This is a genomic window from Fundidesulfovibrio magnetotacticus (assembly GCF_013019105.1).
Taxonomy (GTDB): Bacteria; Desulfobacterota; Desulfovibrionia; order Desulfovibrionales; family Desulfovibrionaceae; genus Fundidesulfovibrio; species Fundidesulfovibrio magnetotacticus.
Genome location: NZ_BLTE01000001.1, coordinates 385,563 through 409,627, shown reverse-complemented (window position 1 = coordinate 409,627; position 24,065 = coordinate 385,563). Strand labels below are relative to the sequence as shown.

20 protein-coding genes are annotated in these 24,065 nt (G+C 68.3%); 8 read left to right on the top strand and 12 right to left on the bottom strand.

The window, feature by feature from the left end:
- The 5 genes from NNJEOMEG_RS01925 to NNJEOMEG_RS01905 are packed head-to-tail and all read left to right on the top strand — an operon-like array spanning nucleotide 1 to nucleotide 6,540.
- Entirely contained in the window at nucleotides 1-1,485 is a 1,485-nt protein-coding gene (locus tag NNJEOMEG_RS01925) for a monovalent cation/H+ antiporter subunit D family protein (protein WP_173080746.1), read from the top strand.
- A gap of 1 nt (nucleotide 1,486) precedes the next feature.
- Nucleotides 1,487-1,726 (top strand): hypothetical protein, encoded by a 240-nt coding sequence (locus NNJEOMEG_RS01920; RefSeq protein ID WP_173080744.1) that lies wholly within the window; start codon nucleotides 1,487-1,489, stop codon nucleotides 1,724-1,726.
- Entirely contained in the window at nucleotides 1,716-3,509 is a 1,794-nt protein-coding gene (locus NNJEOMEG_RS01915) for a Na(+)/H(+) antiporter subunit D (RefSeq protein WP_173080742.1), read from the top strand. Before NNJEOMEG_RS01920 ends, NNJEOMEG_RS01915 begins: the two co-directional genes overlap by 11 nt.
- Before the next feature lie 17 nt (nucleotides 3,510-3,526).
- Nucleotides 3,527-5,116 carry a complex I subunit 4 family protein gene (locus tag NNJEOMEG_RS01910; protein WP_173080740.1) on the top strand — a complete coding sequence of 530 codons (1,590 nt, stop codon included), beginning with the start codon at nucleotides 3,527-3,529 and terminating at the stop codon, nucleotides 5,114-5,116.
- Nucleotides 5,113-6,540 carry an NADH-quinone oxidoreductase subunit N gene (locus NNJEOMEG_RS01905; RefSeq protein ID WP_173080738.1) on the top strand — a complete coding sequence of 476 codons (1,428 nt, stop codon included), beginning with the start codon at nucleotides 5,113-5,115 and terminating at the stop codon, nucleotides 6,538-6,540. Before NNJEOMEG_RS01910 ends, NNJEOMEG_RS01905 begins: the two co-directional genes overlap by 4 nt.
- 95 nt (nucleotides 6,541-6,635) lie before the next feature.
- Here NNJEOMEG_RS01905 and NNJEOMEG_RS01900 read toward each other — a convergent pair whose 3' ends face one another.
- Nucleotides 6,636-7,109, bottom strand: a complete 474-nt coding sequence (locus NNJEOMEG_RS01900) for a FadR/GntR family transcriptional regulator (RefSeq protein ID WP_173080736.1) — start codon at nucleotides 7,107-7,109, stop codon at nucleotides 6,636-6,638.
- 140 nt (nucleotides 7,110-7,249) lie between these two features.
- Here NNJEOMEG_RS01900 and NNJEOMEG_RS01895 point away from each other — a divergent pair, with 140 nt between their 5' ends.
- From NNJEOMEG_RS01895 to NNJEOMEG_RS01885, 3 genes are read left to right on the top strand one after another with little or no spacing between them, the layout of a single operon-like run.
- A complete protein-coding gene (locus NNJEOMEG_RS01895) occupies nucleotides 7,250-10,543 on the top strand; it encodes a hypothetical protein (protein ID WP_173080734.1) in 3,294 nt (1,097 codons plus the stop codon).
- A 2-nt stretch (nucleotides 10,544-10,545) separates the two neighbouring features.
- On the top strand, nucleotides 10,546-11,079 hold the full coding sequence (locus NNJEOMEG_RS01890) for a DUF1318 domain-containing protein (RefSeq protein WP_173080732.1): 534 nt from the start codon (nucleotides 10,546-10,548) through the stop codon (nucleotides 11,077-11,079).
- 60 nt (nucleotides 11,080-11,139) lie between these two features.
- Nucleotides 11,140-14,106, top strand: coding sequence for a CHAT domain-containing tetratricopeptide repeat protein (locus tag NNJEOMEG_RS01885; RefSeq protein WP_173080730.1), 2,967 nt, complete (start codon nucleotides 11,140-11,142; stop codon nucleotides 14,104-14,106).
- Nucleotides 14,107-14,226: 120 nt separating this feature from the next.
- On the opposite strand, the gene NNJEOMEG_RS01880 is transcribed toward NNJEOMEG_RS01885, so the two are convergent.
- The 11 genes from NNJEOMEG_RS01880 to NNJEOMEG_RS01830 all read right to left on the bottom strand — a co-directional run bounded on the left by NNJEOMEG_RS01880 (nucleotide 14,227) and on the right by NNJEOMEG_RS01830 (nucleotide 23,976).
- On the bottom strand, nucleotides 14,227-14,646 hold the full coding sequence (locus NNJEOMEG_RS01880; RefSeq protein ID WP_173080728.1) for a hypothetical protein: 420 nt from the start codon (nucleotides 14,644-14,646) through the stop codon (nucleotides 14,227-14,229).
- 2 nt (nucleotides 14,647-14,648) lie between these two features.
- Entirely contained in the window at nucleotides 14,649-14,978 is a 330-nt protein-coding gene (locus NNJEOMEG_RS01875) for a hypothetical protein (protein ID WP_173080726.1), read from the bottom strand.
- Nucleotides 14,978-15,727, bottom strand: a complete 750-nt coding sequence (locus tag NNJEOMEG_RS01870) for a flagellar basal body-associated FliL family protein (RefSeq protein ID WP_173080724.1) — start codon at nucleotides 15,725-15,727, stop codon at nucleotides 14,978-14,980. The genes NNJEOMEG_RS01875 and NNJEOMEG_RS01870 overlap by 1 nt, the downstream gene beginning before the upstream one ends.
- A 51-nt stretch (nucleotides 15,728-15,778) precedes the next feature.
- Nucleotides 15,779-16,162, bottom strand: a complete 384-nt coding sequence (locus tag NNJEOMEG_RS01865) for a chemotaxis response regulator CheY (protein ID WP_173080722.1) — start codon at nucleotides 16,160-16,162, stop codon at nucleotides 15,779-15,781.
- Between the two features lie 34 nt (nucleotides 16,163-16,196).
- The gene (locus tag NNJEOMEG_RS01860) at nucleotides 16,197-16,991 is read right to left on the bottom strand and encodes a FliA/WhiG family RNA polymerase sigma factor (RefSeq protein WP_173080720.1); all 795 of its coding nucleotides are present in this window, start codon (nucleotides 16,989-16,991) and stop codon (nucleotides 16,197-16,199) included.
- The gene (locus NNJEOMEG_RS01855) at nucleotides 16,933-17,769 is read right to left on the bottom strand and encodes a MinD/ParA family protein (RefSeq protein ID WP_173080718.1); all 837 of its coding nucleotides are present in this window, start codon (nucleotides 17,767-17,769) and stop codon (nucleotides 16,933-16,935) included. Before NNJEOMEG_RS01855 ends, NNJEOMEG_RS01860 begins: the two co-directional genes overlap by 59 nt.
- On the bottom strand, nucleotides 17,766-18,860 hold the full coding sequence (locus NNJEOMEG_RS01850) for a flagellar biosynthesis protein FlhF (protein ID WP_173080716.1): 1,095 nt from the start codon (nucleotides 18,858-18,860) through the stop codon (nucleotides 17,766-17,768). Before NNJEOMEG_RS01850 ends, NNJEOMEG_RS01855 begins: the two co-directional genes overlap by 4 nt.
- Nucleotides 18,850-20,946, bottom strand: a complete 2,097-nt coding sequence (gene flhA / locus NNJEOMEG_RS01845; RefSeq protein ID WP_173080714.1) for a flagellar biosynthesis protein FlhA — start codon at nucleotides 20,944-20,946, stop codon at nucleotides 18,850-18,852. Before flhA ends, NNJEOMEG_RS01850 begins: the two co-directional genes overlap by 11 nt.
- Nucleotides 20,947-20,964: 18 nt before the next feature.
- Nucleotides 20,965-22,035, bottom strand: a complete 1,071-nt coding sequence (gene flhB / locus NNJEOMEG_RS01840) for a flagellar type III secretion system protein FlhB (RefSeq protein WP_173080712.1) — start codon at nucleotides 22,033-22,035, stop codon at nucleotides 20,965-20,967.
- Nucleotides 22,036-22,041: 6 nt separating this feature from the next.
- The gene (gene fliR, locus NNJEOMEG_RS01835) at nucleotides 22,042-22,827 is read right to left on the bottom strand and encodes a flagellar biosynthetic protein FliR (protein ID WP_173080710.1); all 786 of its coding nucleotides are present in this window, start codon (nucleotides 22,825-22,827) and stop codon (nucleotides 22,042-22,044) included.
- Nucleotides 22,828-23,058: 231 nt separating this feature from the next.
- Nucleotides 23,059-23,976: a M23 family metallopeptidase gene (locus tag NNJEOMEG_RS01830; RefSeq protein ID WP_173080708.1), complete on the bottom strand. Its 918-nt coding sequence runs from the start codon at nucleotides 23,974-23,976 to the stop codon at nucleotides 23,059-23,061.
- Between the last annotated feature and the right edge of the window lie 89 nt (nucleotides 23,977-24,065).

The following is a 24,065-nucleotide window of genomic DNA, read 5'->3' as shown; positions in this document are numbered from 1 at the left end:
ATGCTGGAAACCATCGAAAGCCCCAGGATGCTCCTGCCCCTGGCCATCACGTTCCTGGCCCCCCTGGCCGTGTGGAAGCTGGGCGCGAACCCCAACCGGCGCGAGGGCGCGAGCTTCGTCGCAGGATTCCTGGCCTTCGCCTCCACGCTGTGGCTCGCTCCGGCGGTGCTCTCGGGCAAGGTGCTCAAGTTCACGCTCTTCACGCTCCTGCCGGGCGTGACGGTGAGCTTCTGCGCCGACGGCCTGGCGCTGATCTTCGCGCTGGTGGCCTGCTTCCTCTGGATGTTCGCCACCAGCTACAACATCGGCTACATGCGTTCGCTGAACGAGCACGCCCAGACGCGCTACTTCTTCTGCTTCGCCGTGGCCATCTTCGGGGCCCTGGGCGTGGCCTTCTCGGCCAACGTGTTCACGCTCTACCTCTTCTACGAGCTCATCACCGTCTTCACCTACCCCCTGGTGGCCCACCACCAGGACGAGGAGGGCTTCGCGGGCGCGCGCAAGTACATGGTGTACCTCATGGGCTCCTCCAAGCTCTTCCTGCTGCCCGCCATGACGCTCACCTACGTGCTGGCCGGAACGCTCGACTTCAACCTCTCCGACGCCGTGCACGGCATCTTCCCGCCCGACGCCGACCCCACGCTCGTGCGCGTCACCTACTTCCTCTACCTCTTCGGGCTGGCCAAGGCCGCCATCATGCCCCTGCACAACTGGCTGCCCGGGGCCATGGTGGCCCCCACGCCGGTCTCGGCCCTGCTGCACGCGGTGGCGGTGGTCAAGGCGGGCGTGTTCTCCCTGGCCCGCGTGATCCTCTCGGGCTTCGGCGTGGAGACCATGAACTCCCTGGGCATGGGCATGGCCACGGCCTACCTGGCGGCCTTCACCCTGGTGGCCGCCTCGGTGATCGCCCTCAACAAGGACGACCTCAAGGCCCGGCTGGCCTATTCCACCGTGAGCCAGCTCTCCTACGTGATCCTGGGCGTGGCCCTGCTCACGCCCATGGCGGTGCAGGGGGGGCTGGCCCACATCGCGCACCACGCCTTCTCCAAGATCACGCTCTTCTTCGCCGCCGGGGCCATCTACGTGGCCGCACACCTGAAGAAGATCAGCCTCATGGACGGCCTGGGACGCCAGATGCCCTTCACCTTCGCGGCCTTCGCCATCGCGAGCCTCTCCATGATCGGCGTGCCGCCCTCCTGCGGCTTCGCCACCAAGTGGCTCCTGGCCGGGGGCGCGCTCCAGGCCGACAAGCTGGTGATCCTCATCGCATTGGGCGCGTCCACGGTGCTCAACGCCGCCTACTTCACGCCCATCATCTACCGGGCCTTCTTCAAGCCCGCGCCCGAGGGGTCGGAGCACCATCACCACGGCGAGGCCCCCCTGACCATGGTGATCCCCCTCTCCGCCACGGCCCTCATCTCGCTCTACCTGGGCGTGTTCCCCGACACCTTCCTGCGCTTCGCGCAGGTCTTCGGAGGCTATTAGAATGGCCAGCGACAACAGAACCGCACGTCTCACCCGCCGCTGGGCGGCCCTCGGGGCCGTGCTGGGCGTCCTGGTGGTGGCCGGGCTCTTCGTGCACCCGCACCACCCGCACTTCGCGGCCGAGTCACTCTACGGCTTCTGGCCCCTGTTCGGGCTCCTGGGCGGGACGGCGCTCGCCCTGGCCGGGGGCCTGGCCCTGCGGCCCCTGACCCGCTGGGAGGAGGACGGACATGACGGCTGATCAGGTGTTCTTCGTCAATCCGGCCTGGGCCTTCATCCTGCTGGCCATGGCGCTGCCGTTTCTGTCGCGCGTGCCGGGCTGGCGGGCGCTCACGCTCCTGCCGCCCGCCCTGGCGGTGCTCACGGCCGCCTCGCTGACCCTGGCCCTGAACGGCCACGCCTTGGAACTCTCTCGCTTCGAGTGGATGGGCACGGCCCTCTCGCTCGGCCGCGTGGACAAGCTCTGCCTGGTGTTCGCCTGGGTCTTCGCGGTGCAGTCCCTGGTGGGCGCGGTGTACGCCATGGACTCCAAGACCCCGGCGGAACCGGCGGCGGCCGCGCTCCACGTGGGCGGGGCCCTTGGCTGCCTGTTCGCGGGCGACTTCATCACGCTCTTCATCTTCTGGGAAGTGACCACCCTGGGCTCCACGCTGCTCATCTGGCTTCGGCGCACGGACGCGGCCATCGCGGCGGGCTACCGCTACTTCCTCTTCCACATCTTCGGCGGCGTGCTCCTGCTCTTCGGGCTGATCCTGCGGGCCAAGGCCACCGGGAGCTTCGCCTTCGGGCATCTGGGCTCCGGGAGCGAGCTGGCCTACTACGACTGGCTCATCCTGGGCGGCTTCGCGGTGAACGCCGCCGTGGTGCCCCTGCACGCCTGGCTCTCCGACGCCTACCCCGAGGCCTCGGCCATGGGCGCGGTGTACCTCTGCGCCTTCACCACCAAAACCGCCGTCTACGTGCTGGCCCGGGGCTTCGCGGGCCTGGACGCCCTTGCGCCCCTGGGAGCGGCCATGACCCTCTACGCCGGACTCTACGCCCTGGTGGAGAACGACGTGCGCCGCTCCCTGGCCTACCAGACCATCGCCCAGGTGGGCTTCATGGTGGCGGGGGTGGGCGTGGGCAGCGCCATGGCCATCAACGGGGCCTGCGCCCACGCCGTGGCCCACGTGGTGTACAAGGGGCTCATGTTCATGGCCGCCGGGGCGGTGCTCACGGCCTGCGGCACCATGCGCATGGACCGCCTGGGCGGGCTGGCCGCGAAGATGCCCTTCGTGCTGGTCTGCTACCTGGCGGCGGCGGCCAGCACATCGGGCCTTCCGCTCTTTTCGGGCTTCACCACCAAGTCCATGACCATCACGGCGGCCTTCGAGTATTCCCAGCCCTTGGGTCTGGCCCTGGAACTTGGCGCGCTGGCGGCCATCCTGGCCGTGGGCATCCGCTTGCCCTGGCTGGTGTTCTTCGGGCAGGGGCAGGCCCCCGAGCCCGTCGCCCCCGTGGCGGCCAACCGCAAACTGGCCATGGCCGCCGCCGCGCTCCTGTGCCTGGGCATCGGCGCGTTCCCCGGCGCGGTGTACGCCATCCTGCCCAACCCCGTGGACTTCCATCCCTACTCGGGCTGGAGCGTCTTCCAGGCCCTGTCGCTCACGGCCTTCGGCGGACTGGCCCTGGCGCTCACCCGCAGGTTCTGGGCGCCGCTTCCCGGCAGGCTGGCGGATTTCGAGCGCCTCTACGCCCTGGTGGGCCGCGCCTTCTACCGGGCCGTCTCCACGCCCCTGGCGGCGGTGGACGGCGTGTGGAGCGAGGTCTACCGCACCGTGGGCCTGCGCGGCGTGATGGCCCAGGCCGACGCGGCCGCGATCTTCGACCGCAAGGGCATCGACACCGTGGTGGACGGCGCGGCCTACGCCACGGCCGGGGCCGGGCGTCTGGCCGCATCGGCCCAGACGGGCAGGCTCCAGACCTATCTTGGGGCCTCCCTGGCCATCGCCGTGCTGGTGTTCGCCCTGGTGTGGTTCCTGTAAGAGTGTAAGGAGAACGCATGACCGGTTCCAGCGGATTCCCCCTCCTGACGTGCCTGATGCTCCTGCCCCTGGCGGCCGTGGGCGCGCTCCTGCCGGTGAAGAGCGACCTGACCGTCCGGCGCGTCACCCTGGCGGCCGGGTTGGCCGAGCTACTGCTCTCCATCCCGCTCTACGCCTTCGACCCCTCGCTGCCGGGCTTCCAGTTCGTGGAGCGCCACGAATGGGTCCCCCAGTGGGGCATGAGCTTCTACCTGGGGCTCGACGGCCTCTCGCTCTTCATGGTGATGCTCTCGGTGCTCCTGCTGCCGTTGTGCGTGCTCTGCTCTTGGACCTACATCTCCAAGAGGATCAAAGAGTTCCACATCTGCCTCCTGGTGATGACCGCGGCCTGCGTGGGCGTGTTCTCGGCCCTGGACCTGGTGCTCTTCTACGTGTTCTGGGAAGCCATGCTGGTGCCCATGTTCCTGCTCATCGCGGTGTGGGGCGGTCCGGACCGGCGTTACGCCTCGCTCAAGTTCTTCCTGTACACCCTGGCGGGCTCCACGCTGCTCCTGGTGGCGATCATCGCCTTCCGGGCCTCGGGCGGCAGTTTCGCCATCCCGGAGCTCCTGGGCCTGCGCTTCTCCGAGAGCTTCCAGCGCTGGGCCTTCCTGGCCATGGCCCTGGCCTTCGCCATCAAGGTGCCCATGTTCCCGTTCCACACGTGGCTGCCGGCGGCCCACGTGCAGGCCCCCAGCGCGGGCAGCGTGATCCTGGCGGCGGTGCTGCTCAAAATGGGCACCTACGGCTTCATGCGCTTCTGCCTGGGGCTCACCCCGGAGGCCAGCGTCTACTTCGCGCCGCTCATGATCGCGCTCTCGGTGGCCTCCATCCTCTACGGCGGCTACACGGCCCTGGGCCAGACGGACCTCAAGCGCATGGTGGCCTACTCCTCTGTGGGGCACATGGGCTTCGTCACCCTGGGCATCTTCCTCTTCAACACCAAGGGGCTGGCCGGGGCGCTCATGCAGATGCTCAACCACGGCATCACCACGGGCGGGCTCTTCATGATGCTCGGGGCCGTCTACGAGCGCAGCCACAGCCGCGAGATGGCCGACCACCTGGGCATGGGCAAGTACCTGCCCGGATTCATGGGGCTCTGGGGGCTCTTCGCCCTGTCCTCGCTGGCCTTCCCCGGCACCAACAGCTTCGTGGGCGAACTGCTGGTGCTCACGGGGGCCTTCTCGGCCAACCTCTGGGCCGCGTTCCTCTCCATCCCCGGGGCCATGCTGGCGGCGGCCTACATGCTGCGCGCCACGCGCTCCATGGCCTGGGGCGCTCCCTCCACGGCCAGGAACTGGGCGGATCTGAACCGCCGCGAATGGTCGGCGCTGGCCCCCCTGGCCGCCCTGGTGCTCTATCTGGGCTTCGCGCCCGGGCTGGCCATCCGCACCATCGAGCCCGCCCTGGAGCGTCTGCTGGCGGGCGTGCACGGGCAGCAGGTCCGCGTGGACGCGCAGACGCGCAGGCCCGTCCTCCCCGCTTCGGCCATGGTCCCGGCTGAAGGCGCAACCCTCGGGCACGCCCCGCCGCGGGCCCTGGCCCAGTACGTGGAGGTGACGCGATGAACGCCTGTCTCCTGGCTCCCGAGATCGGCATGGCCCTCCTGGCCCTGGCCTTCTTCCTGGAAACCCTGGGCTATCAGGCGCTCAAGCCTTTGCGCGGGGCCATGGTCTGGATGGCCGGGGGCGTGGCCCTGCTGGCGCTCCTGGCGCTTGGCGCGCGCGGCAACCTCTTCTCCGGGGTCTACGTGGTGGACGCCCTCTCGCAGTATTTCAAGCTGGCCGTGGCCCTGGGCTTCGCGGTGGTGACGGCCATGGGGCCGCGCCCGGCCTCGGTGGAGGAAGACAAGCGGCCGGACTACTTCATGCTGCTGGCCGTCTCGGCCCTGGGCCTGATGCTCTTGGCCTCGTCCGCCGAACTGACCACCATGTACCTGTCGCTGGAACTGGCGTCCCTGAGCCTCTACGCCGTGGCCCCGCTGCGCGCGGGCAGCCGCGCGGCGGCGGAGGCGGGCGTGAAGTACATCCTCTACGGGGCCATGGTCACGGCGCTGGCGCTCTACGGGCTCTCGCTCGTCATGGCCGCCCAGCACACCACGTATCTGGCGGAGCTGGCCACCAAGCCCTGGAGCGTGGCCCAGGCCCCCCTGGCGGTGCTGGGGCTCTCGCTCTACCTGTGCGGATTCCTCTTCAAGCTGGCGTTGTTCCCGTTCCACTTCTGGTGCCCGGACGTGTACCAGGGCGTGGGCAACGAGACGGCGGCCTTCGTCTCCACCCTGCCCAAGCTGGGGGCCGTGGCGGTGCTGGTGCGCCTGGTGGGCGAGATCGGCATGAACGGGCAGCTGGCCTCCACCCTGGCGGTGCTGGCCGCGCTCTCCATGACCGCCGGGAACCTCTCGGCCCTGGTGCAGCGGGACCTGAAGCGCATGCTGGGCTATTCGAGCGTCTCCCACGCGGGCTTCGCCGTGATGGGCCTCGTGGCGGGCGGCCCCGAGGGGTTGGCCTCGGCCACGTTCTACGCCGCCTGCTACCTGCTCATGAACCTGGCGGCCTTCTTCGTGATCTGCCGCCTGGACTTCGCGGGCGAGAACCCCACCCTGGAGAGCCTGGACGGACTCTCCAAACGCTCGCCGGGTTCGGCCTTCGTGCTGCTGGTGGCGGCCTTCTCCCTGGTGGGCCTGCCGCCCACGGCCGGGTTCACGGGCAAGTTCTTCCTGCTGGGTTCGCTGTGGGGCAGGGGGCACGACTGGCTGGTGATCGTGGCCGTGCTCAACACGGCCGTGGCCATCTACTACTATCTGAACATGGTGCGCCACGCCTACACGGCCGAGCCCGCCGAGGTTCCGGCCGGAGCGCCCGAACCGGCGCTGCTCTCCAGGCCCCGCGCCTGGCTTGGCGGTTCCCTGGCGGCGCTGCTCCTGGCGGCGGGGCTCTATCCCGCGCCGCTCTTCGACATGGCCCTGGCGGCCGCGCGCCTGGCGACGCCCTGACGCGCGCCCTTGCCGCGCCTCGCCAGGGCGCGGGGAGGAAAGGACGGACAACCGGACGCGGGATCGGCCTTGGGCCGGTCCCGCTTTTTTCGTGCTCAGCCCTTGCGGGCGGCCGCCTGTCCGGCCTCTTCGCCGGTGTGCAGCAGGTGTTCGCGCATGGCCTCGCGGCAGGCCCGGGGGTCGCCCTGTTCCAGGGCCTCCAGGATGAGCCGGTGGTCGTGGAGGGAGCCCGCGCGACGGGCTTCGGTGATGAGCGGGGCCGCACGGCTCTCGGAAACGAGATCGCGCAGCATGGCGGCCGTCTCCCAGACAACCTCGTTGCCGGTGCAGCGCGCCAGGGCCATGTGGAAGCGCGCGTCCAGCCCGGCGAAATCGGCGTCGGCGCAGCGATCCTGCTCCTCCAGAACGCGGCGCAGCCGCTCCAAATCTTCCGGCGTGCGCCGACGGGCGGCCAGGGCGGCCACCTCGGGCTCCAGGAGCAGCCGGAATTCCATGACGTCGCGGATGCGCCCGGGCCTTCGGGCGACCTGCATTTCCATGAAGCGCGCGTGGTGGGCGTCGTCGAGCATGGGCACTCCTTGCCCGGAGCGTGCCGGGCGTCCCATCATGGCCCAGGCGCGCCCGGCGCGCAAGCCGCCGCAGTTTACGCAGCCAGCGGCGCATGGTAGAATGCATGAGGTTCATCCATCCTCAGCGCGGGGGATCGGGCATGCGTGCAGCATCAGGCGACGGCGAGGCGGCGAGGCCTGCAAGGCGCGGACGCGCCGGGCGCACGCTGGCCGCAGCGGCCGTGCTGGCCGTGCTGGCCGTGCTGGCGCTCGGCGCCTTCCTGGCCCACGCTCCGTCGCGCACCCAGGCGCTCAACGCCTCCCTGGCCGCGTTGGGCGTGGAGGCCTCCGCCGACGACACCGTGCTCTCCGTGGACCCGCCCCGCGCGGAACTCCACCAGGTGCGCCTGCGCCGCTCCTTTCCCGACATGGAGGTGGACATCCGGGCCGCGCGTTGCGTCTTCGAGCGCCGCGACGCCCCGGGCGGCAGCCACTGGCTTGTGCGCGTGGAGTCCCCGCGCGTGTCCGTGACGCTCACGGGGCGCAAGGCCTCCGAGGGGCCCCGGGAGCGCCCGCCCCAGCCGCCCATGGCCCTTGGCAGCCTGCGCGTGCTGGTCTCCGACGGCGCGATGCGCCTCGCCCTGCCGCAGGGCGAGGCCTGGGCCTCAGGGCTCAGCCTGGACGCCGCCTCCACGGGGGCGTTCTCCCTGACGAGTCGATGCGGCGCGATGATCCGGACGGGCCTCAAAGCGCCGGATACCGTCCGGGCCGAAAGCGACATCGCACTGGACGGGAATTTCGACCTCGACGCGCGCTCCCTGCGCGCCGCCTTCCGCCTGGAGCGTGGCGAGGCCTCCGCCGCATGGCTGCGGGCGTCGCTCGCGGCCTCGGGCGAAGCGGACGTGGCGGAAGACGCGGTACGGGTCACGGGACTGGTGCTGGACGTGCCCGCGCTGGCCGTGGAGGACGCCCCCCGAGACGTTCCCGAGGTCGCGGCCCGGGCCCTTGCCGCGCTGCCCGGGGGCCTCACTGCCCGGCTCAAGGCCTCGGGGAGCTTTTCGGGCGGGCGTGCGGCCCTGGAGGTGGATTCCCTGGCCGTGCCGGGGCTCCTGGACGCCTCGGGCAGCCTCACGGCAGGGGAGGGCGGCCGACCGCAAGTCGCCCTGCGCGCCAGCGTGGCGGACGCGGCCCTGCTGACGCCCCTGGCGGCGGCCTTCGCGCCCGGCTGGCCCGCCGACCTCTCCCTCTCCGGCCCCGTGGAGCTGCGGGCCGCCATGGACCCTGATCGCGAGGGGCTGGCCGGGCTCTCCGGCACGGCCCGGATGCCCGGGCTGGCGGTGTCGTGTCCTTCCCTGGGCGTCTCGGGCGTGGTGAGCGCGGAGGCCTCCCGTACGGAGTCCGGGCTTGCCGCCTCGGTATCCGTCCTGGGCGCGCTGGACCGCCCGGGCCTGCGCCTGCCGGAAGCGCGGGTCCAGGCGACGCTCGCGGGCGAACCAGGAGCTGGCGCACGAGGCCTCGACCTGCCCCGGGCGCTGCGCCTGGAGCGCCTGTCGGTGTCGGTCCCGGCCGGGACGGCGGTCCACGACATGGTTCTGCCCGCCCTGGAGGCCGGGGGTGAGGGCCTGTTCGATCTGTCGGACGGCCTGCCCTCCGGGCGTCTGAACCTGCGCGGGCGCCTGGCGGGCGTTGGCGAGGCAGAAGCCGTGCTGGGCCTGGGCAGGCCCGTCCCGGTCCGGAAAGCGCCGGGCCAGGAAACGCGGGACAGGAAGTCGCCGGTCCGGAAATCGCCGGACCACGAGGCGCAGGGCTCGAAAGCGCCCGGCCGCGAGCCGTCGGAGCGCGGCGCGCCCGTTCCTGCCGTCCTGGAGTGGGTCCGCCTGGAGTCCGCCCGGGCCGAGGTCTCCCTGCCAGGGCTTGCGCGCCTGACGCCCCGGTCGGTCCAGGCTTTGAAGCCTGCGGGCGTCTGCCGCCTGGAGGCGAAGCAGGAAGCGGACTCCCAAACCCTGGACGTGACAGGGGCGCTCAGGAGCCTCGCCCTGGACCTGCCGGGCGACGCCAAGGCGCGGGGAGTCGGCGCGAGCTTTCAGGTGAGGCTGCACCCGGGCGCGACGCCGCGCGTCGATCTTTCCGCCGACGCCGGGTCCGGTCTCCTGGAGGGGCAGGGACGCCGCGTCGATCTGGCGCGCCTGCCCTTGCGCCTTCAGGGCGAGGCGTCGATCGAGCAGGACGGGGGCCGCATCGGTCTGGACGCCCGGGCCTCCCTGGCCAAAATGCTCATCCTGCGCGTCCGGGGCGCTCTGGCTCGCGCGCGGTCGGGTTGGACCCCCTCCCTGGAAGCCCGCGCGGAGGTGGCGGACATCGCCCAGGCCGCGATGCTGGCCGCGCCTCCGGGCACGGCTCTGCCCCGGCTCGCCGGGCGCGCGGAGTTGAAGTTCCGCTTGAACGGCGGTTTCGCCCCGGCGGACCTTACGGGCGCGGGCGCGGTGGACCTGGCTTCGCTGGAGGTGCCCCAGGGCGTGACGGCCAAGGACCTGCGCATCCCGGTGGTCCTGGAAAAGGGCCTGCTGCGCCTCTGGGACGAGCGTTCACCGCGCCTCTCCCTGGGGGTGCTGGGCGGCGTGCTGGAGATCGAACATCCCGAGGTGCGCGACCCCTTCGGGCAGGGCTTCGCGGCCAGCGCCTCCGCCACGCTGCGCGACGTGCCGCTCAAGGGGCTCACCAGGGGCCGCGTGGACGCCCCCCTCTCCGGGCACTGGCCCAAAGTGACCCTCACGCGGGAGATGCTCACCCTGGACGGGGAGCTCGCCGCCGAGGCCTTCGGGGGGCGGGCCGTGGTCAAGGGCGTCATGGTGGCCAAGCCCCTGGAAAAAGACCGCCAGGTGCGCCTGCACGCCGGGCTCCTGGGCGCGGACCTGGAGCGCCTGAGCGCCATGACCGGGGGCGGGCGCGTCACGGGGCGCGTCAACGTCACACTCTCGGAGTTTCGCGTGGCGGGTTTCCTGCCACTGTCCTTCACGCTGCGCGTGGAGACCGTGGAGACGCCGGGTGTGGAACAGCGCATCAGCCTGGGGGCCGTGAACTCCCTCACGGAGGTCTCGGCCGGGCGCGCCGTGGACCCGGGCTTCGCGGCCCGGACGGCCCTCAAGCTCTTCGGGGATTTCGGCTACCGCAAGCTCGGTCTCATGGTGGGGCTCAAGGGCAAGTGGTGCACCGTGCGCGGCCTGCACCACGAGAACGGCGTGGAGTATGTCCTGCGGCGGTCCGGCTTCACGGGCGTGGACGTGGTGATCGGCAACGCGGAAAATGCCATTCCCTTTGCGGACCTGCTTGCCCGTATCCTGAATATCATTAATAAGAGGATTGAGACGAAGGTGAGGTTCGAGCTGCCCCATCCGCCCGCTCCGCCGGGCAAGGCCGCCGGACCTGAAGGCAACGTACCCAAAGCGAGGGAATGATCATGATCGCGGCCCGAAAGACGTACCTGGCTATGGTCCTCCTGGCGGCGCTGGCCGGAGCGTGCGCCACGGTGAACGTCAACTTCCCGGCCAGCGAGGTGGCCCAGAGCGCCGACCTGCTGGTGGCCGACGCCTTCGCCACGCGTAACATGGTGGCCACGCGCGGCCCGGGCCAGACCCTGCGCATCGACTCCGTGCCCAACCCCGCGGTGAAGTCCACCATGGAGGCCATCCTGGGCCGGCAGGCCAGCCTCAAACCGTTGTACGACGAGGGCTGCGTGGGCATCGGCAGCGACGGCTACCTCTCCCTGCGCCCCGGCGCCGAATCCTGCGCCAAGCAGGCCGACCTGACCAAGGCCCTCGTGGGCGACGACAACGCCGACCGCAAGGCCCTCTACGAAGCCCTGGCCGCCGACCTCAAGGTCCGCAAGGCCGACGTGCCGCGCATCGGCACCATCTACGCCAAGGCCTGGCGCGACAACGCCCGCCCCGGCTGGTGGGTGCAGGCCGAGGACGGCAGCTGGTCCAAGAAGTAGCGTTCGCGTTTCCGGGGCCTGCGTACCGGCCCGCCAACAGAATGCGAGGAGGGTCCCGCCATGTCCGGCGTCCGCTTCCTGGCGTCCCTGGCCGTGTGCGCCGTGCTGTTGTCATGCGGCTGCTCCACCTACAAGACCTTCACCCTCCTGCGCGACGAGAAACCCCAGGAGGCCCTGCCCCTGGCCGAAAAGGCCCTGGCCGAGCACGAGGCGTCCTACGGCCCGGATTCCACCCTGGTGGGCTACGACGCCGTGATCCTGGGCGAGACGTACCGTCGCCTGGGCGAATACGAGAAGGCGCGGCTGACCCTCGACAAGGCCCTGGGCATCTTCCTTCGCAAGGAGGGGGAGAACGGCAAGAACGTGCTCTTCGTGCGCTACATGGTGGCGGAAATCCCCTATCATAAAGGCGATTTCGCCAAGGCCGAGGCCCTGTTCAAGGAACTGGTCCCGCAGGCCGAAAAGGTTGGCGGCCCCAACGATCAGACCCTTGCCAAATGCCTGGCCAACCTGGCCACCATCCACGCCGACCAGGGGCGCTTCGCCGAGGCCAAGGGCGAGGCCGAGCGCGCCCTGGCCATTCTCATCAAAACGGACGGCGCCGGCTCGGAGATCGTTGCCGCCGTGCGCACCGCGATGTCCCAGGTCTGCATGGGCATGGAGGATCTGGCCTGCGCCCGCGACCAGTTGGAGATGGCCAAGGCCACCCGCGAAAAGCTCTGGGGGCCGGGCAACATCAACACCGCCATCTCCTACGGCAACCTGGCCGTGCTCTACGCCAAGCTCAAGGACTACCAGCGCTCCGAGGAATACAGCCTCAAGGCCATGGGCGTGCTCGAGAAGAACCTGCCGCCGGACCATCCCCATATCGCCTCGCTGCGCAACAACCTCTCCTTCGTCTACCAGAATACCGGACGCCAGGCCGAGGCCCTCAAATTCTCCACCCAGGCCATGGAGTCCACCCTCAAGACCCAGGGCGCGGAGCACCCCGACATGGCCCTGCGGCTGAACAACATGGCCGTGGACCACTTCGCCACGGGAGACATCGCCAAGGCCACGGAACTCATGGGACAGGCCGTGGGCATCGTGGAGCGCACCCTGGGCCCCAACCATCCCACGCTGGCGCAGCTTCTCAACAACCAGGCGGGGCTGTTTTACATGGCCGGACGCGTTCAGGATGGCCTCAAGCTCCTGGAGCGCGCAAAGGCCATCAGCGCTGCCGCTCTGGGCAAGACCAGCGAATACTATTCCGACACCTGCTACATGCGCGGTCTCCTCGAGGCCGACCGCAAAGCCTGGAAACCTGCCCTGGAAGCCCTCCGCGAGGGCCAGGAGGCCGACGACGCCCTCATCGACCGAGTGATGGGCTTCGCCACCGATCAGAACAAGCTCACCTACCTCCAGGGCAACCGCTACCGCGTGGACGCCTTCCTCTCGCTGGCGCTGGATCACCTGCGCCAGGACGGCAACGTCCGCTCCGAGGCCATGAATCTCTGGCTGCGCCGCAAGGGCGCGGTGCTGGAGGCCCAGAAGCAGTTCCAGGAAGCCTTGGTGGTGGACGCGACCCCCGAGGTGCGCAAACAGTACGAAGAACTCTCCTCGGTACGCTCCCGCCTGGCCTCCCTGAGCATGGCCGCAGGCGGAGGCGAGGGCGCGCAGAAGGAAATCGCCCGCCTGGAAGCCCGCAAGGCCGAACTTGAAAACAAGCTGGCCTCCCTGAGCCGCGGCTTCGCCAAACAGAAGCGCGCCGCCGAAGTCTCCACCGCCACACTGGCCCAGGCCCTGCCCAAGGGCTCGGCCCTGGTGGAGTTCAGCCGCTTCCGGGGCTACGACTTCGCCAAACGCGCCAATCAGCCTGATCGCTATCTTGCTTTCGTGCTCGCCTCGGGCAACGCCACGCCGTCCATGGTGGACCTGGGACCGGCCCAGCCCATCGACGAGGCCGCCGCGGGATTCGTGAAGAGCGTGCGCGACGCGGCCAACTCCGGGAAACCCGCCGAACAGGAGACCCAGCGCTACACCACGGCCCTTCACGATCTGGTCTTCAAACCCCTGCGCGCCTCCCTGGCCCAGGCCCGCCAGGTGTTCCTCTCGCCGGACGGCGCGCTGAACCTCTTCCCCTTCGAGATCCTCACCCCGCAGGGCGGCAAACCCCTCCTGGAAGAATTCTCCTTCTCCTATCTCTCCGCAGGGCGCGACATGCTGGCCTTCGACGCCCAGGGCCTCTCCAACGCCGCCGCCGGGACAGGCAAGCCCGCCCTTTTCGGCGACCCGGACTTCAACCTGGGCTTGAAGGAACTCGCCGTCCAGGCCAAAAGCATGGGCTACGAGCCCACGCGCGGAGGCAACGTCTCCCGGGCGCTGCGCGGCCAGAGCTTCCGCAGGCTGCCGGGCACGGCCACGGAAGTCCGGGCCATCAAGGGACAACTGGCGGATGCCCAGGTGTTCCTGGGCGCCAGCGCCCTGGAAGAGGCGCTTCTCACGCTCAAGAGGCCGCGCGTGCTCCACCTGGCCACCCACGGCTTCTTCCTGGAGGGCGGCGAGGCCGAAGGCCAACGCTCCGGCATCCTGCCCACGCGCGCGGCAGGCCCCGAAAGCGAAAACCCGCTCCTGCGCTCCGGCGTGCTCCTGGCGGGCGCCAACAGCGCCATCAAACAGGGCGGCAGCGAAGGAGTGGTCACCGCGGAAAAACTCCTGAGCCTCAACCTCAACGGCACGGAACTCGTGGTGCTTTCCGCCTGCGAAACCGGACTGGGCGACGTGAAAAACGGCGAAGGCGTCTTCGGACTGCGCCGCGCCCTGCTCCAGGCCGGAGCGCAAGGCCTCGTCATGAGCCTCTGGAGCGTCCCCGACCGCGAAACCGGCGAACTCATGGCCGCCTTCTACCGCAACCTCGCCACCGGCAAGATGACCCGGCCACAGGCCCTGCGCCAGGCCATGCAGGAACAGCGGACAATCGTGCGCGAACGGCACGGATCCGACAACCCGTACTACTGGGGAGCCTTCGTTTATCTGGGCGAACCCTGACACGACCGGCAGGACGGGCGGGGATTCCCCCTGCCCGCCCCTCCAGGGCGGGGCTCTGGCCGCAGGAGGCTCCTCCCCCGACAGTCGCGTGGTTGCGTGGTGTGGGTCGGGTCGTGCTGGTCAGCGCCGGTTCTGGGAGGCGATGAGTTCCACTTCGTCTTGGGAGAGGCCGGTGAGTTTGGCGAGTTCGCGGGTGGTCTGGCCTTTCTTCAGGCCAGCCAGGACGGTCTGGCGCAGGAAATCCGGGGAGCGGCTGACTTCCTCGGCCATGCGCAGGAGTTTGGAGAGTTCGCGTTCGCGCACGGCGAGTTTGTCTTCCAGCCGCACGAGTTCGCGTTGGCGCTGTTCGAAGGATTCCAGGAGCTCCTGTTCGAGCAGGGCGCTCTTCTGGAGTTTGCTCATGAGTTCTGCCTGGTTGGCCTGAAGGGACTGGAGCATGTCTTCGGAGCGGCGCAGCCGGGAAAAGAAGCCCACGATGAGGATGAGCAGCACCAGTTCGCTGCCGGTGAGCGACAAGAGAAGCCATTCCTGGAGCGACAAGGCTAGACCTTCCTGTTGATGAGATGGCCGAGCCAGGGGGAGGAGGAGGCGGGCTGGGCCTCGGGCTCCGGCTCGGGTTGGTGGTGGGGCGCGTTCCTGCGGCCTGAAGCCTGTCGTCTGGCTTCCTGGCGTCCTTCCTTGTCTTCGTCGACGGCGTCGCTTCCTTCCTGCTTGTCGACTTTCTGCACCTGGTCGTGCTGGTCCTTGAGCATCTGCTGGGTCATCTGCGCGGCGAAGACCTGCTGCGCCTCGGGATGGGCCAGCTGGGCCCCGGCCAATCCCTGGAGATTGGGCAGTTGGGCCACGGTGGTGACGATGTTGATGTCGCTCATTACTTCACCAGCAGTTCTTCGAAAAGGATCTGATCGATCTGTCCGGTGTTGAGGTAGTTGTTCACCACCCCTCGCAGTTCGTCGCGGAGTTGTTCCACGGAATCCTTATCGGTCAGCAGGGCGAAAGATTTATTCTTGAGGTTGTAGTAGAGGCCGTCTCGCAGGGAGAAGGTTTTTGCCTGGATTTCCTGTGCGAGACGCGGGTCTTCTTTGTAGACCAGTTTCACCTTCAGCGAAAGGATCTTGGTGGCGCCTTTCTCGTCGGATTTTTCGACCAGGAAGGGGGCCATGGGCACGAAGATGTCCGCAGGCGGCGGTGGCGGCGGCGGTTCCACCGGTTTCGGGGGCTCCACGACGGGAGGCGGCGGCGGAGGAGGAGGCGGCGGCTCGTCGGCGCGCAGGAAGAACCACCAGCCGCAGAAGCCGATGAGAATCAGGAGGAGCGCCGCCGCGCCCAGGATCACCTTTTTGTTTTTCCACAGGGGCAGTTTGACGGGGACATCGCCGAGCGGTTGCGGCGCGGGGGCTTTGGGGAGTTCCTCGGGCGGCGGTGGAAGTTCCTCTTCCTCTTCGAGAAAGGGGGCGTCGTCCAGGTCCAACTCCACCTTCTGCAGGGCGCGCGGGGAGCCGGTGGTGGAGAGTTCGGCGTCGTCGAGCTTGGCCTTGGTCTGTTCGGAGTCTTCCGCGACGAAGGCCTGCGAACGGGGACCGGTCGCACCTGGATCGTCTGGGGGAGGGGCAGGGACCATGGCCTGGAGGACCGGTGAAGGTGAACGGGGCGGGGCTGGCCCCGCCCGCGTTTATTTTTCGAAGATCTTTTCGATCTTCTGGCTGAGCGTCTCGGCCGTGAACGGCTTGACGATGTAGTTGGACACCTTGGCCTGGACGGCCTCGATGATGTTCTCCTGCTGGGCCTCGGCCGTGACCATCAGGAAGGGCATGGCGGCGAATTCCTCGCTGGAGCGCACCTTGCGCAGCAGTTCGATGCCGGGCATCTTGGGCATGTTCCAGTCGGAGATGACGAAGTCGATCCTGTCCTTGTTGAGGGTCTCCCAGGCCGTGGTGCCGTCGTCGGCTTCGATGATGTTGGTGAAGCCGAGCTGCCGCAGGATGTTCTTGATGATGCGTCGCATGGTGGAGAAGTCGTCCACGACGAGCACGCGCATGTCCTTGTTCACGGCCATGATGGTCTCCTTTACGCTTTACCTGTGCTTGCGTCTAAGCGTCTACGATGCCGTATTGCGCGTGGAATTTGCCGCGCAGCTTGGCAAGGGCTTGGGAATGCAGCTGGGAGACCCTGCCCTCGGTGATGCCCATGACCTCGCTGGTCTCGCGCATGTTGAGTTCTTCCACGTAGTACAGGGAGAGCACGAGTTGCTCCCTTGGCGTCAGTTCATCAATAAGCAGCGCGAGTTTGTCAACGATTTCTTTGAGCGCCGCCGATTTGTAGGGTTCGTTGTCGATCTGCTGCTGCTTGAAGGAGGTGAGGTTTTCGGAAATGGCGTCCAGGCTCAGGCAGAGCTGGCTCTGCATGGCCTCCATGGCCTGGTTGACTTCCTTGACGGTGAGCCCGGTGGCCTGGGCCAGCGACTCGGCGCTGGGGGTCTTGTCGGAGGCTGCCTCCATGCGGCGCATGGCGTCGTCGATGATGCGCACGCGGTGGCGCTGGCCCCGGCTGAACCAGTCGAGCTTGCGCAGCTCGTCGAGCATGGCGCCCTTGATGCGCGATTCGGCGAAGGTCTCGAACTTGATGCCCAGCTCCGGCTTGTAGCGGCCCAGGGCCTCCATGAGCCCGAGGGCGCCGGCGCTGAGCAGTTCGCCCAGTTCCACGCTGGGGGGCAGCTTGGCCTTGAGGCGCAGGGCGAGCAGTTTGATCTTGGGCGAGTAGTGCCGCACGATCTCCTGGCGTTCGGACTGACCGAAGTCCTGCCAGAGCCTGGCCCCGGCCTCGAAGCTAAGCCACGGACTGCTCTTGGAAGAGGAGTTTTTTCCAGAAGAACTTGATGTTTCCATCGAGGTGCGCGTCCGAGTCCCATCCGGTGATTTTTCGCGCGACATCCGCCACTTTCAGGCTGGCGGGGGCTTCCGGGGCCATGTGACAGAACGGAACCTGACGGATCACGGCCTGCCTCACGGCTGCATCATGCGGGATATAATCCACAAAATCCAGCGAAATCCCATCGAGGAAGTGGTCGCACGCGGCGTAGAGCTTGCTGAACACCTGTTTCGCCGCCTTTTCCGAGGGGGCCATGTTCACCACCACCCGGAAGCGGTTCACCGCGTGGTTGAGGTGCATCACCTTCACCAGCGCATAGGCGTCGGTAAGCGAAGTGGGTTCCGTGGTCAAGACCAGCAGGCGTTCCCGGGCGGCCATGTTGAAATAGAGCACATTGTCGCCGATGCCCGCGCCGGTGTCCACGATGAGGTAGTCGATGCGGTCCTCAAGGTAGTCCATGGCTTCGAGCAGGTCGAGCTTCTGGCCCGTTGAGAGCGAGAGCATCTCGGCCACGCCCGAGGATGCGGGCAGGATATGGAAGCCGAAGGGCGTCTTGTAGAGCACCTGCTTGAGGCTCACGCCCTTGTGGAACAGGTGGAAGATGTTCAGGTCCGGGGCCAGACCCAGGAGCACGTCCACGTTGGCCAGGCCAAGGTCGGCGTCCAGGAGCACCACGCGGCGGCCCATGCGCGAAAGCGAGAGGGCCAGGTTCACGGAGATGTTGGTCTTGCCCACCCCTCCCTTGCCGGAGGTGACGGTGAACACGAGGGGGAGTCTGTTGGGGGCGTCGTTCATGCGGCCTGCTCCTGCGAGCCGGACGGGGTTTGGGCGGTGGGCATCTGGTGGGAGAACACCAGCCGCCAGAGGGCCTGGGAGTCGGCGGGGGACATGGACCCGGCCGCCCCGGGGCCGTAGGAGAGCGCCGAAGCGGGCAGTCCGGTCATGTGGCCCACGTTGATCAGCGCCCCGAAGCTATCCGCTTCGTCCAGTTTCGTCCAGACGATGCTTTTCACCAGGTCGGAGGCGTGGCGCTTCCAGAGGGATTCGTAGTGGCCCTGGGCCATGTAGGGGGGCAGCACCAGGTGCACGGCCACGTCGTCGCGCCCCGCCAGGGAGCGTTCGGCCAGCCATTGGGCCAGGGTGCGGCCCTGGGGGAGGGAGGGCAGGTCCACGAAGATGGTGTCAAAATTTCGGCAGGCGAGGAGCACCTTGTTGAAGTCCTCGGGTTCGGTGGCGTCGGCGAAGGTGATGCCCGAAAGCTCGGCGTAGCGTTTGAGGATGGCTTTCCCGCCAGCGCCCCGGCCGTCGCAGTTGAGGATGCCGATGCGTTTTTCGGGATGGAGCCGCCGGGCCTCCAGGGCCATGCGGGCCAGCACGGTGGTCTTGCCCGCGCCCGAGGGGCCTGCCGCCAGTTGGAAGCGCTCGTGAAACTGTCCGTAGGGCTTCACGCGGGCGAGCCTGCCCAGTTCGGCCAGAATGGAGACGCCGGGCGAGGCCTTGAGCTTGCGCAGCAGCCCCACCAGATGCGCCTCGTCCACGCCCTCGCGCTCCAGGTATTCCATGGCCATGCGCTGGCGGGGGGCCAGGCCATCGAGGCTCATGTGGGGCTTGAGCAGGGCCGAGAGGTGGTCTTTCATTTCGCGCCATTCGCGCTCCCAGCCCGCGCCGCGCGGGCCGGGGCCCGCGCCGGGGAGGTCGTCGGAATCCTGACCGGGGAAGCCGCCAACTTCCTGCGCGGGTTCCACCGCGGCCATGATCTCGCAGATCTGCCTGCCGTCCTCCCGCCTGGTCTGGTTGGAGAGGATGACGGCTTCCGGCCCCAGTTCCTTCTTGATCTGGGCCATCACCTGGGCGGCGCTCGCGCCTCGGAAGGTCTTAACCCGCATGGCTGAGTCCTATGGTTGCCAACGATTGCAGCTTGATTTCCGCCGGGATCTCGGCCTGGGAGATCACCGGCAGCGCCGGCAGAAACCTATTCAAGAGCTGGGCCAAGTGGGGCCTGGTCATGGGCGCGACCAGCAGGACGGGCTGGCCTTCGGCCACGATGGCGCGTTCCATGTTCTGGTTGATGCTGGCGATGAGCTGCTGGGCGGAGCCCGGGTCCATGGCCAGGTAGGAGCCGTGGTCGGTGTGGCGGATGGATTCCTGCACCATGCCCTCGGCGGTGGGGGCCAGGGTGAAGATGGGCAGCGTGCCGCCGGTGGAGAGGAAGGGCTTCACGATGCTGCGGCCCATCTTGGCGCGCACGTATTCGGTGAGCTGGTCGGGGTCCTTGCTGGCGTGTCCGTAGTCGGCCAGGGTCTCCACGATGGTGAGCATGTCGCGCACGGAGACGCCCTCGCGCACCAGGTTCTGGAGCACCTTCTGCACCTGGCCCAGGGAGAGCACGCCGGGCACCAGTTCCTCCACGGCCTTGGGGGCGCGCTTGTGCAGGTTGTCCAGCAGGGCCTGCACTTCCTGGCGGCCCAGGAACTCGTGGAGGTTGCGCCGGAAGACCTCGGTGAGGTGCGTGGAGATCACGGTGGCGGGGTCCACCACGGTGTAGCCCGCGAGCATGGCCTCTTCCTTGGACGCATCGGGAATCCACAGCGCGGGCAGGTTGAAGGCGGGTTCGCGGGTGTCCACGCCGTGGACGCGGTGCTTCACGTCGCCAGGGTCCATAGCCAGGTAGTGGTCGATGAGGATCTCGGCCGAGGCGATCTCGTTGCCCTTCACGAGCACGGCGTACTGGCCGGGCTTGAGCTGCAGGTTGTCGCGCAGGTGCAGCGAGGGGATGATCACGCCCATGTCCAGGGCGAACTGGCGGCGGATGGAGCGGATGCGCGCCAGGAGGTTGCCGTTCTGGTCTTCGTCCACCAGGGGGATGAGGCCGTAGCCCACTTCCAGTTCGAGGGAGTCGAGCGGCAGCAGCTGCTGGACCTCTTCGGGGGTCTCCAGCTCCTGGGGCTTGGCCTTGTCGGTTTCCTGACTCTCGGCTTGGCCCGCCTGCTCGCGCTTGGTGATGCGCGCCAGGGCGAACATGAGCACTGCCAGGACGGTGAAGGGCACGAAGGGCATGCCGGGCACGATGCCGAAGACGAAGAGGATGCCCGAGACCAGGGTGAGAGCCTTGGGATGCCCGGTAAGCTGCGCGATGAACTCCTCGCCCATGCGCGCCTCGGCCGCCGCGCGCGACACGATGAGGCCCGCGGACACCGAGATGACGATGGAGGGGATGATGGAGACCAGGCCGTCGCCGATGGTCAGGATGGTGTAGGTGGCGGCGGCCTGCTTCCAGTCCATGCCCTTCTGGAGCACGCCGATGAGGAAGCCGCCCACGATGTTGATCACGGTGATGAGCATGGTGGCCTTCACGTCACCGGAAACGAACTTGCCCGCGCCGTCCATGGCGCCGTAGAAGTCGGCCTCCTTGCGGATGGTGTCGCGGCGGGTGGTGGCCTCCTGCTCGTCGATGAGCCCGGCGTTCAGGTCCGCCTCGATGGCCATCTGCTTGCCGGGCATGGCGTCCAGGGTGAAGCGGGCGGCCACTTCCGCGATGCGCGTGGTGCCCGCCACGATGACGGTCTTGTTGAGCGAGAAGAGAATCAGGAACACCACCACGCCGATGATGTAGTTGCCGCCCACCACGAACTCGCCGAAGGCCTTGATCACCTGTCCGGCGGCCCCGGTGCCCTCGTCGCCGTGCATGAGGATCAGGCGCGTGGAGGCCACGTTGAGGGCCAGGCGCAGCATGGTGGTCACCAGCAGCAGGGAGGGGTAGATGGAGAATTCCAGGGGCGAGGTCATGAACATGGAGGTGACCAGCACCACGAGGCTCACGGAGATGGAAAGCGTGAGCATCAGGTCGATGACCATGGTGGGCATGGGCACCAGCATGACGAAGAGGATGATCACCACGCCGGCGGCGAGCATCACGTCGCCCTGCTTGGTGAACTTGGCGTAGTCGAAATTCACTGCGAGTGACTTGGCCATGATTTTGACACCTTTCCCTTAACGCCCGCGGTTGCGGAACTTGTCCAGCTGGGCCAGCACTGCGGCCACTGCCTGGAAGAGAGCCTCGGGGATGGTCTCCCCCACGTCCGCTTCCTTATACAATGCCCGTGCCAGGGGAACGTTCTCGCGGATGGGCACGCCGTTCTCCCGGGCGATTTCCTTGATTTTCTGGGCCAGGTGGTCCGCGCCCTTGGCCAACACGATGGGGGCCGGGGCGAACAGGGGGTTATACTGCAGGGCCACGGCGATGTGGGTGGGGTTGGTGATCACCACGTCGGCCTTGGGGACGTTCTTGAGCATGCGCTTGCCCATCACCTGGAACATCTTCTGGCGCTGCTGCTGCTTCACTTCGGGGTCGCCTTCCACGTTGCGGCGCTCGTCCTTCACCTCGCTCTTGGTCATCTTGAGGTTTTCCTCGTAGTCCCAGCGCGTGTACCAGGTGTCGGCCGCCGCGATGATCACCATGGGGAGCATGGTGTACCAGAGCATGCTCATGGCGTTGGAGAGGATGAAGGCCGCCATGCCGTAGGCGTCGGTGTAGAACAGGGGCAGCATGTTGCCGAACTCGCGCTTGAGCACGATGTAGGGGGCGATGCCGATGGCCAGGGCCATGAGCACCTGCTTGCCCAGGCGGATCAGGGTCTGCTTGTCCAGCAGGAGCTTCTGGACGCCCGCCATGGGGTTGAAGAACTGGCTCCACTGGAAGTTCTGCCACGGCAGCACCCAGATCTGGCCCACCTGGATGCGCATCACCACATAGGCCGTGCCCGCCAGGAGCAGGAAGGTGGGCAGGAGCATCTTTGCCAGACGCCAGGAGAGTTCCAGCAGGAGGTTGTGCGCGGTGTTGAGCGTCACCTCCATGCGCAGGCCCTCGGAGAGGAAGAAGCGGAAGATGTCTCGCAGTTCGCGCTCGTAGACGCCGATGGCCATGCTGGAGGCCACCATGCCCGCCAGGAGCACGAGCATCTTTGGCAGTTCCTGGCTTTTGGGCACCGACCCCTTGTCGCGCGCTTCGTTGCGGCGTTTCGGGGTCGCTCGTTCGGTTTTTGACGGGTCGCGCTCAGCCATGGTCGCCTACCTGGCCAGGGGCCGGTTCATGACGGTGTGGTACATGGGGCCCAGCTCCGCGATGTAGTCGCCCACGAAGTGGGAGAGCGCCGTGAGCGTGAGCGTGAAGAACAAAAAACCGACGCCCACCTTGAGCGGGAAGCCCACCTGGATCACGTTCATCTGCGGGGCCGCGCGGGAGATCAGGGCCAGGGCCAGGTCCACCAGGAAGAGCGAGGCCACCACCGGGGCGCTGATCTTCACCGCCAGCACGAAGATCTGCGCCGAGAAGGCCAGCATGGACTGCGCCAGGGCGGGCGTGATGAAGAGCCCCCCCGGCGGCACCAGCACGAAGCTCTCGGCCAGCCCCGTGAGCAGGAAGAGGTGCCCGTTGAGCCCCAGGAAGATCATGAGCGTGCACTGGTAAAGGAACTGGGCCGTCACCGATTCGGAGAGGCCCGTCATGGGGTCGAGCACGTTCATCATGGCGAATCCCATGGCGAAGCCCATCATGTGCCCCCCGGTCATCACGGCGGCGAAGAGCAGGCGGATGATGATGTCCAGCACCAGGCCCAGGGCCAGCTCGCCCAGTAACATGAGCGAAAGGCCCAGCACCGAGAGGGGCATGAGCGAACCCGGAAACGACAGCCGGGGGAAGATCGCCAGGGTGAGCACCATGCAGAAGGCCCCCTTGATGGCGTTGGGCACCGTGCCCGCGCCGAAGAACGGCAGCAAGAACACCACCAGGCTCACGCGCATGAGCGTGAGGATGAACCCGTAAAACTGCGAGGCCTGGAGATTGAAGAGTTCCATGCCCCAACCTTAGCAAGAGGCGGGCCAGACGGCGGACAGGGCGGCGTCATGGGCGAAGCGGTTCGCGCGGGAGCGTCCGGCCGGGGTCGCTTCGGGGCTTCCGTCGAGGCCGGGGGAGGCCCCGGTGCGCTCCTGGAAGGCGCGGCGCGGCGCGGGGCGGTTTGCCGCCCGCAGCGGCAGTCGCGCCCCCGTCCTCGTGGAGCGCCGTATCGGGGCCGCAGGGAGGGGGCTTCAGGGCTGGGCGGCCCGGGGGGCCTGGCCCAGGTAGGGGGCCGGGTTCACGGGAACGCCGAAGAGGCGCACCTCGTAGTGCAGGTGCGGCCCGGTGGAGCGCCCCTCGGTGCCCACGGAGGCGATGGCCTGGCCCCGGAGCACGGGGTCTCCGGCCTTGGCGTCCAGGCCCTGGAGGTGGGAGAAGAGCGTTGTGTAGCCGCCGCCGTGGTCCAGCACCAGGGCCAGGGAACCCTCTGCGTCGCGCCCCGCGAAGGTGACCACCCCGGGCGCGGGCGCGCGCACGGGCGATCCGGCCGGGGCCATGATGTCCACGCCCTTGTGGAACTCCTCCTGCCCGGCGAAGGGCGAGAGCCTCGCCCCGAACTCCGAAGAGAGCACGCCGCGCACGGGCCAGGCGTCGGGAGCGGCCCCCATGGGCTGCCCGCCCGTGGGCAGCAGGGCCATGATGGCGGTTCCGTCGGTCACGGCGAGCTTCACGGGGCGGTTCATGGCCCTGGCGAAGGCCGCGCGCATCTCCATGCGCGTGAGGATGTCCCCCGGGCTTTCGTCCCCCTGCTGCCCTCCCAGGGCGGCGCGGGCCTCCCGGATGGCCCTGGCGGCTTCCTTGTCCAGGGTGACGAGGGCGTCGAACCTCTCCTCGCCCTCCTTGAGGCGCGCCACTCCCTCGGCGATCTCCCGGGCGCGGGCCTCGATGTGTTCCAGGGATGGGCCGCGCAGGGAGGACAGGCGGCGGCGTTCCTCCGTGTCGTCTTCCAGGGCGGGGCGGGTGAGCGATGCCGCGAACCACCAGACGTTGCCCGCCGCCACCAGAACCAGGAAGACGACGGCGGCCAGGGCCAGGCCCTTTCTGGGGGACACGCGGCGGTAGCGGCCGTGGTCGTCGCGGAAGATTTCGAAGCGTGAGGGCGTGGGCATGGCGGATGGCCGTCCTTGGCGGGTGGCTCCGGGCGTTCTGCCACGGCGCGGCGCGGCCGTCCAGGGGTGAGCAGGAAGGCGGCGGCCGG

Coding starts and splice junctions, on each gene's coding strand:
- NNJEOMEG_RS01925 (WP_173080746.1), top strand. CDS start 1: ATGCTGGAAACCATCGAAAGCCCCAGGATGCTCCTGCCCCTGGCCATC.
- NNJEOMEG_RS01920 (WP_173080744.1), top strand. CDS start 1,487: ATGGCCAGCGACAACAGAACCGCACGTCTCACCCGCCGCTGGGCGGCC.
- NNJEOMEG_RS01915 (WP_173080742.1), top strand. CDS start 1,716: ATGACGGCTGATCAGGTGTTCTTCGTCAATCCGGCCTGGGCCTTCATC.
- NNJEOMEG_RS01910 (WP_173080740.1), top strand. CDS start 3,527: ATGACCGGTTCCAGCGGATTCCCCCTCCTGACGTGCCTGATGCTCCTG.
- NNJEOMEG_RS01905 (WP_173080738.1), top strand. CDS start 5,113: ATGAACGCCTGTCTCCTGGCTCCCGAGATCGGCATGGCCCTCCTGGCC.
- NNJEOMEG_RS01900 (WP_173080736.1), bottom strand. CDS start 7,109: ATGCTCGACGACGCCCACCACGCGCGCTTCATGGAAATGCAGGTCGCC.
- NNJEOMEG_RS01895 (WP_173080734.1), top strand. CDS start 7,250: ATGCGTGCAGCATCAGGCGACGGCGAGGCGGCGAGGCCTGCAAGGCGC.
- NNJEOMEG_RS01890 (WP_173080732.1), top strand. CDS start 10,546: ATGATCGCGGCCCGAAAGACGTACCTGGCTATGGTCCTCCTGGCGGCG.
- NNJEOMEG_RS01885 (WP_173080730.1), top strand. CDS start 11,140: ATGTCCGGCGTCCGCTTCCTGGCGTCCCTGGCCGTGTGCGCCGTGCTG.
- NNJEOMEG_RS01875 (WP_173080726.1), bottom strand. CDS start 14,978: ATGAGCGACATCAACATCGTCACCACCGTGGCCCAACTGCCCAATCTC.
- NNJEOMEG_RS01870 (WP_173080724.1), bottom strand. CDS start 15,727: ATGGTCCCTGCCCCTCCCCCAGACGATCCAGGTGCGACCGGTCCCCGT.
- NNJEOMEG_RS01865 (WP_173080722.1), bottom strand. CDS start 16,162: ATGGCCGTGAACAAGGACATGCGCGTGCTCGTCGTGGACGACTTCTCC.
- NNJEOMEG_RS01860 (WP_173080720.1), bottom strand. CDS start 16,991: ATGGAAACATCAAGTTCTTCTGGAAAAAACTCCTCTTCCAAGAGCAGT.
- NNJEOMEG_RS01855 (WP_173080718.1), bottom strand. CDS start 17,769: ATGAACGACGCCCCCAACAGACTCCCCCTCGTGTTCACCGTCACCTCC.
- NNJEOMEG_RS01850 (WP_173080716.1), bottom strand. CDS start 18,860: ATGCGGGTTAAGACCTTCCGAGGCGCGAGCGCCGCCCAGGTGATGGCC.
- flhA (WP_173080714.1), bottom strand. CDS start 20,946: ATGGCCAAGTCACTCGCAGTGAATTTCGACTACGCCAAGTTCACCAAG.
- flhB (WP_173080712.1), bottom strand. CDS start 22,035: ATGGCTGAGCGCGACCCGTCAAAAACCGAACGAGCGACCCCGAAACGC.
- fliR (WP_173080710.1), bottom strand. CDS start 22,827: ATGGAACTCTTCAATCTCCAGGCCTCGCAGTTTTACGGGTTCATCCTC.
- NNJEOMEG_RS01830 (WP_173080708.1), bottom strand. CDS start 23,976: ATGCCCACGCCCTCACGCTTCGAAATCTTCCGCGACGACCACGGCCGC.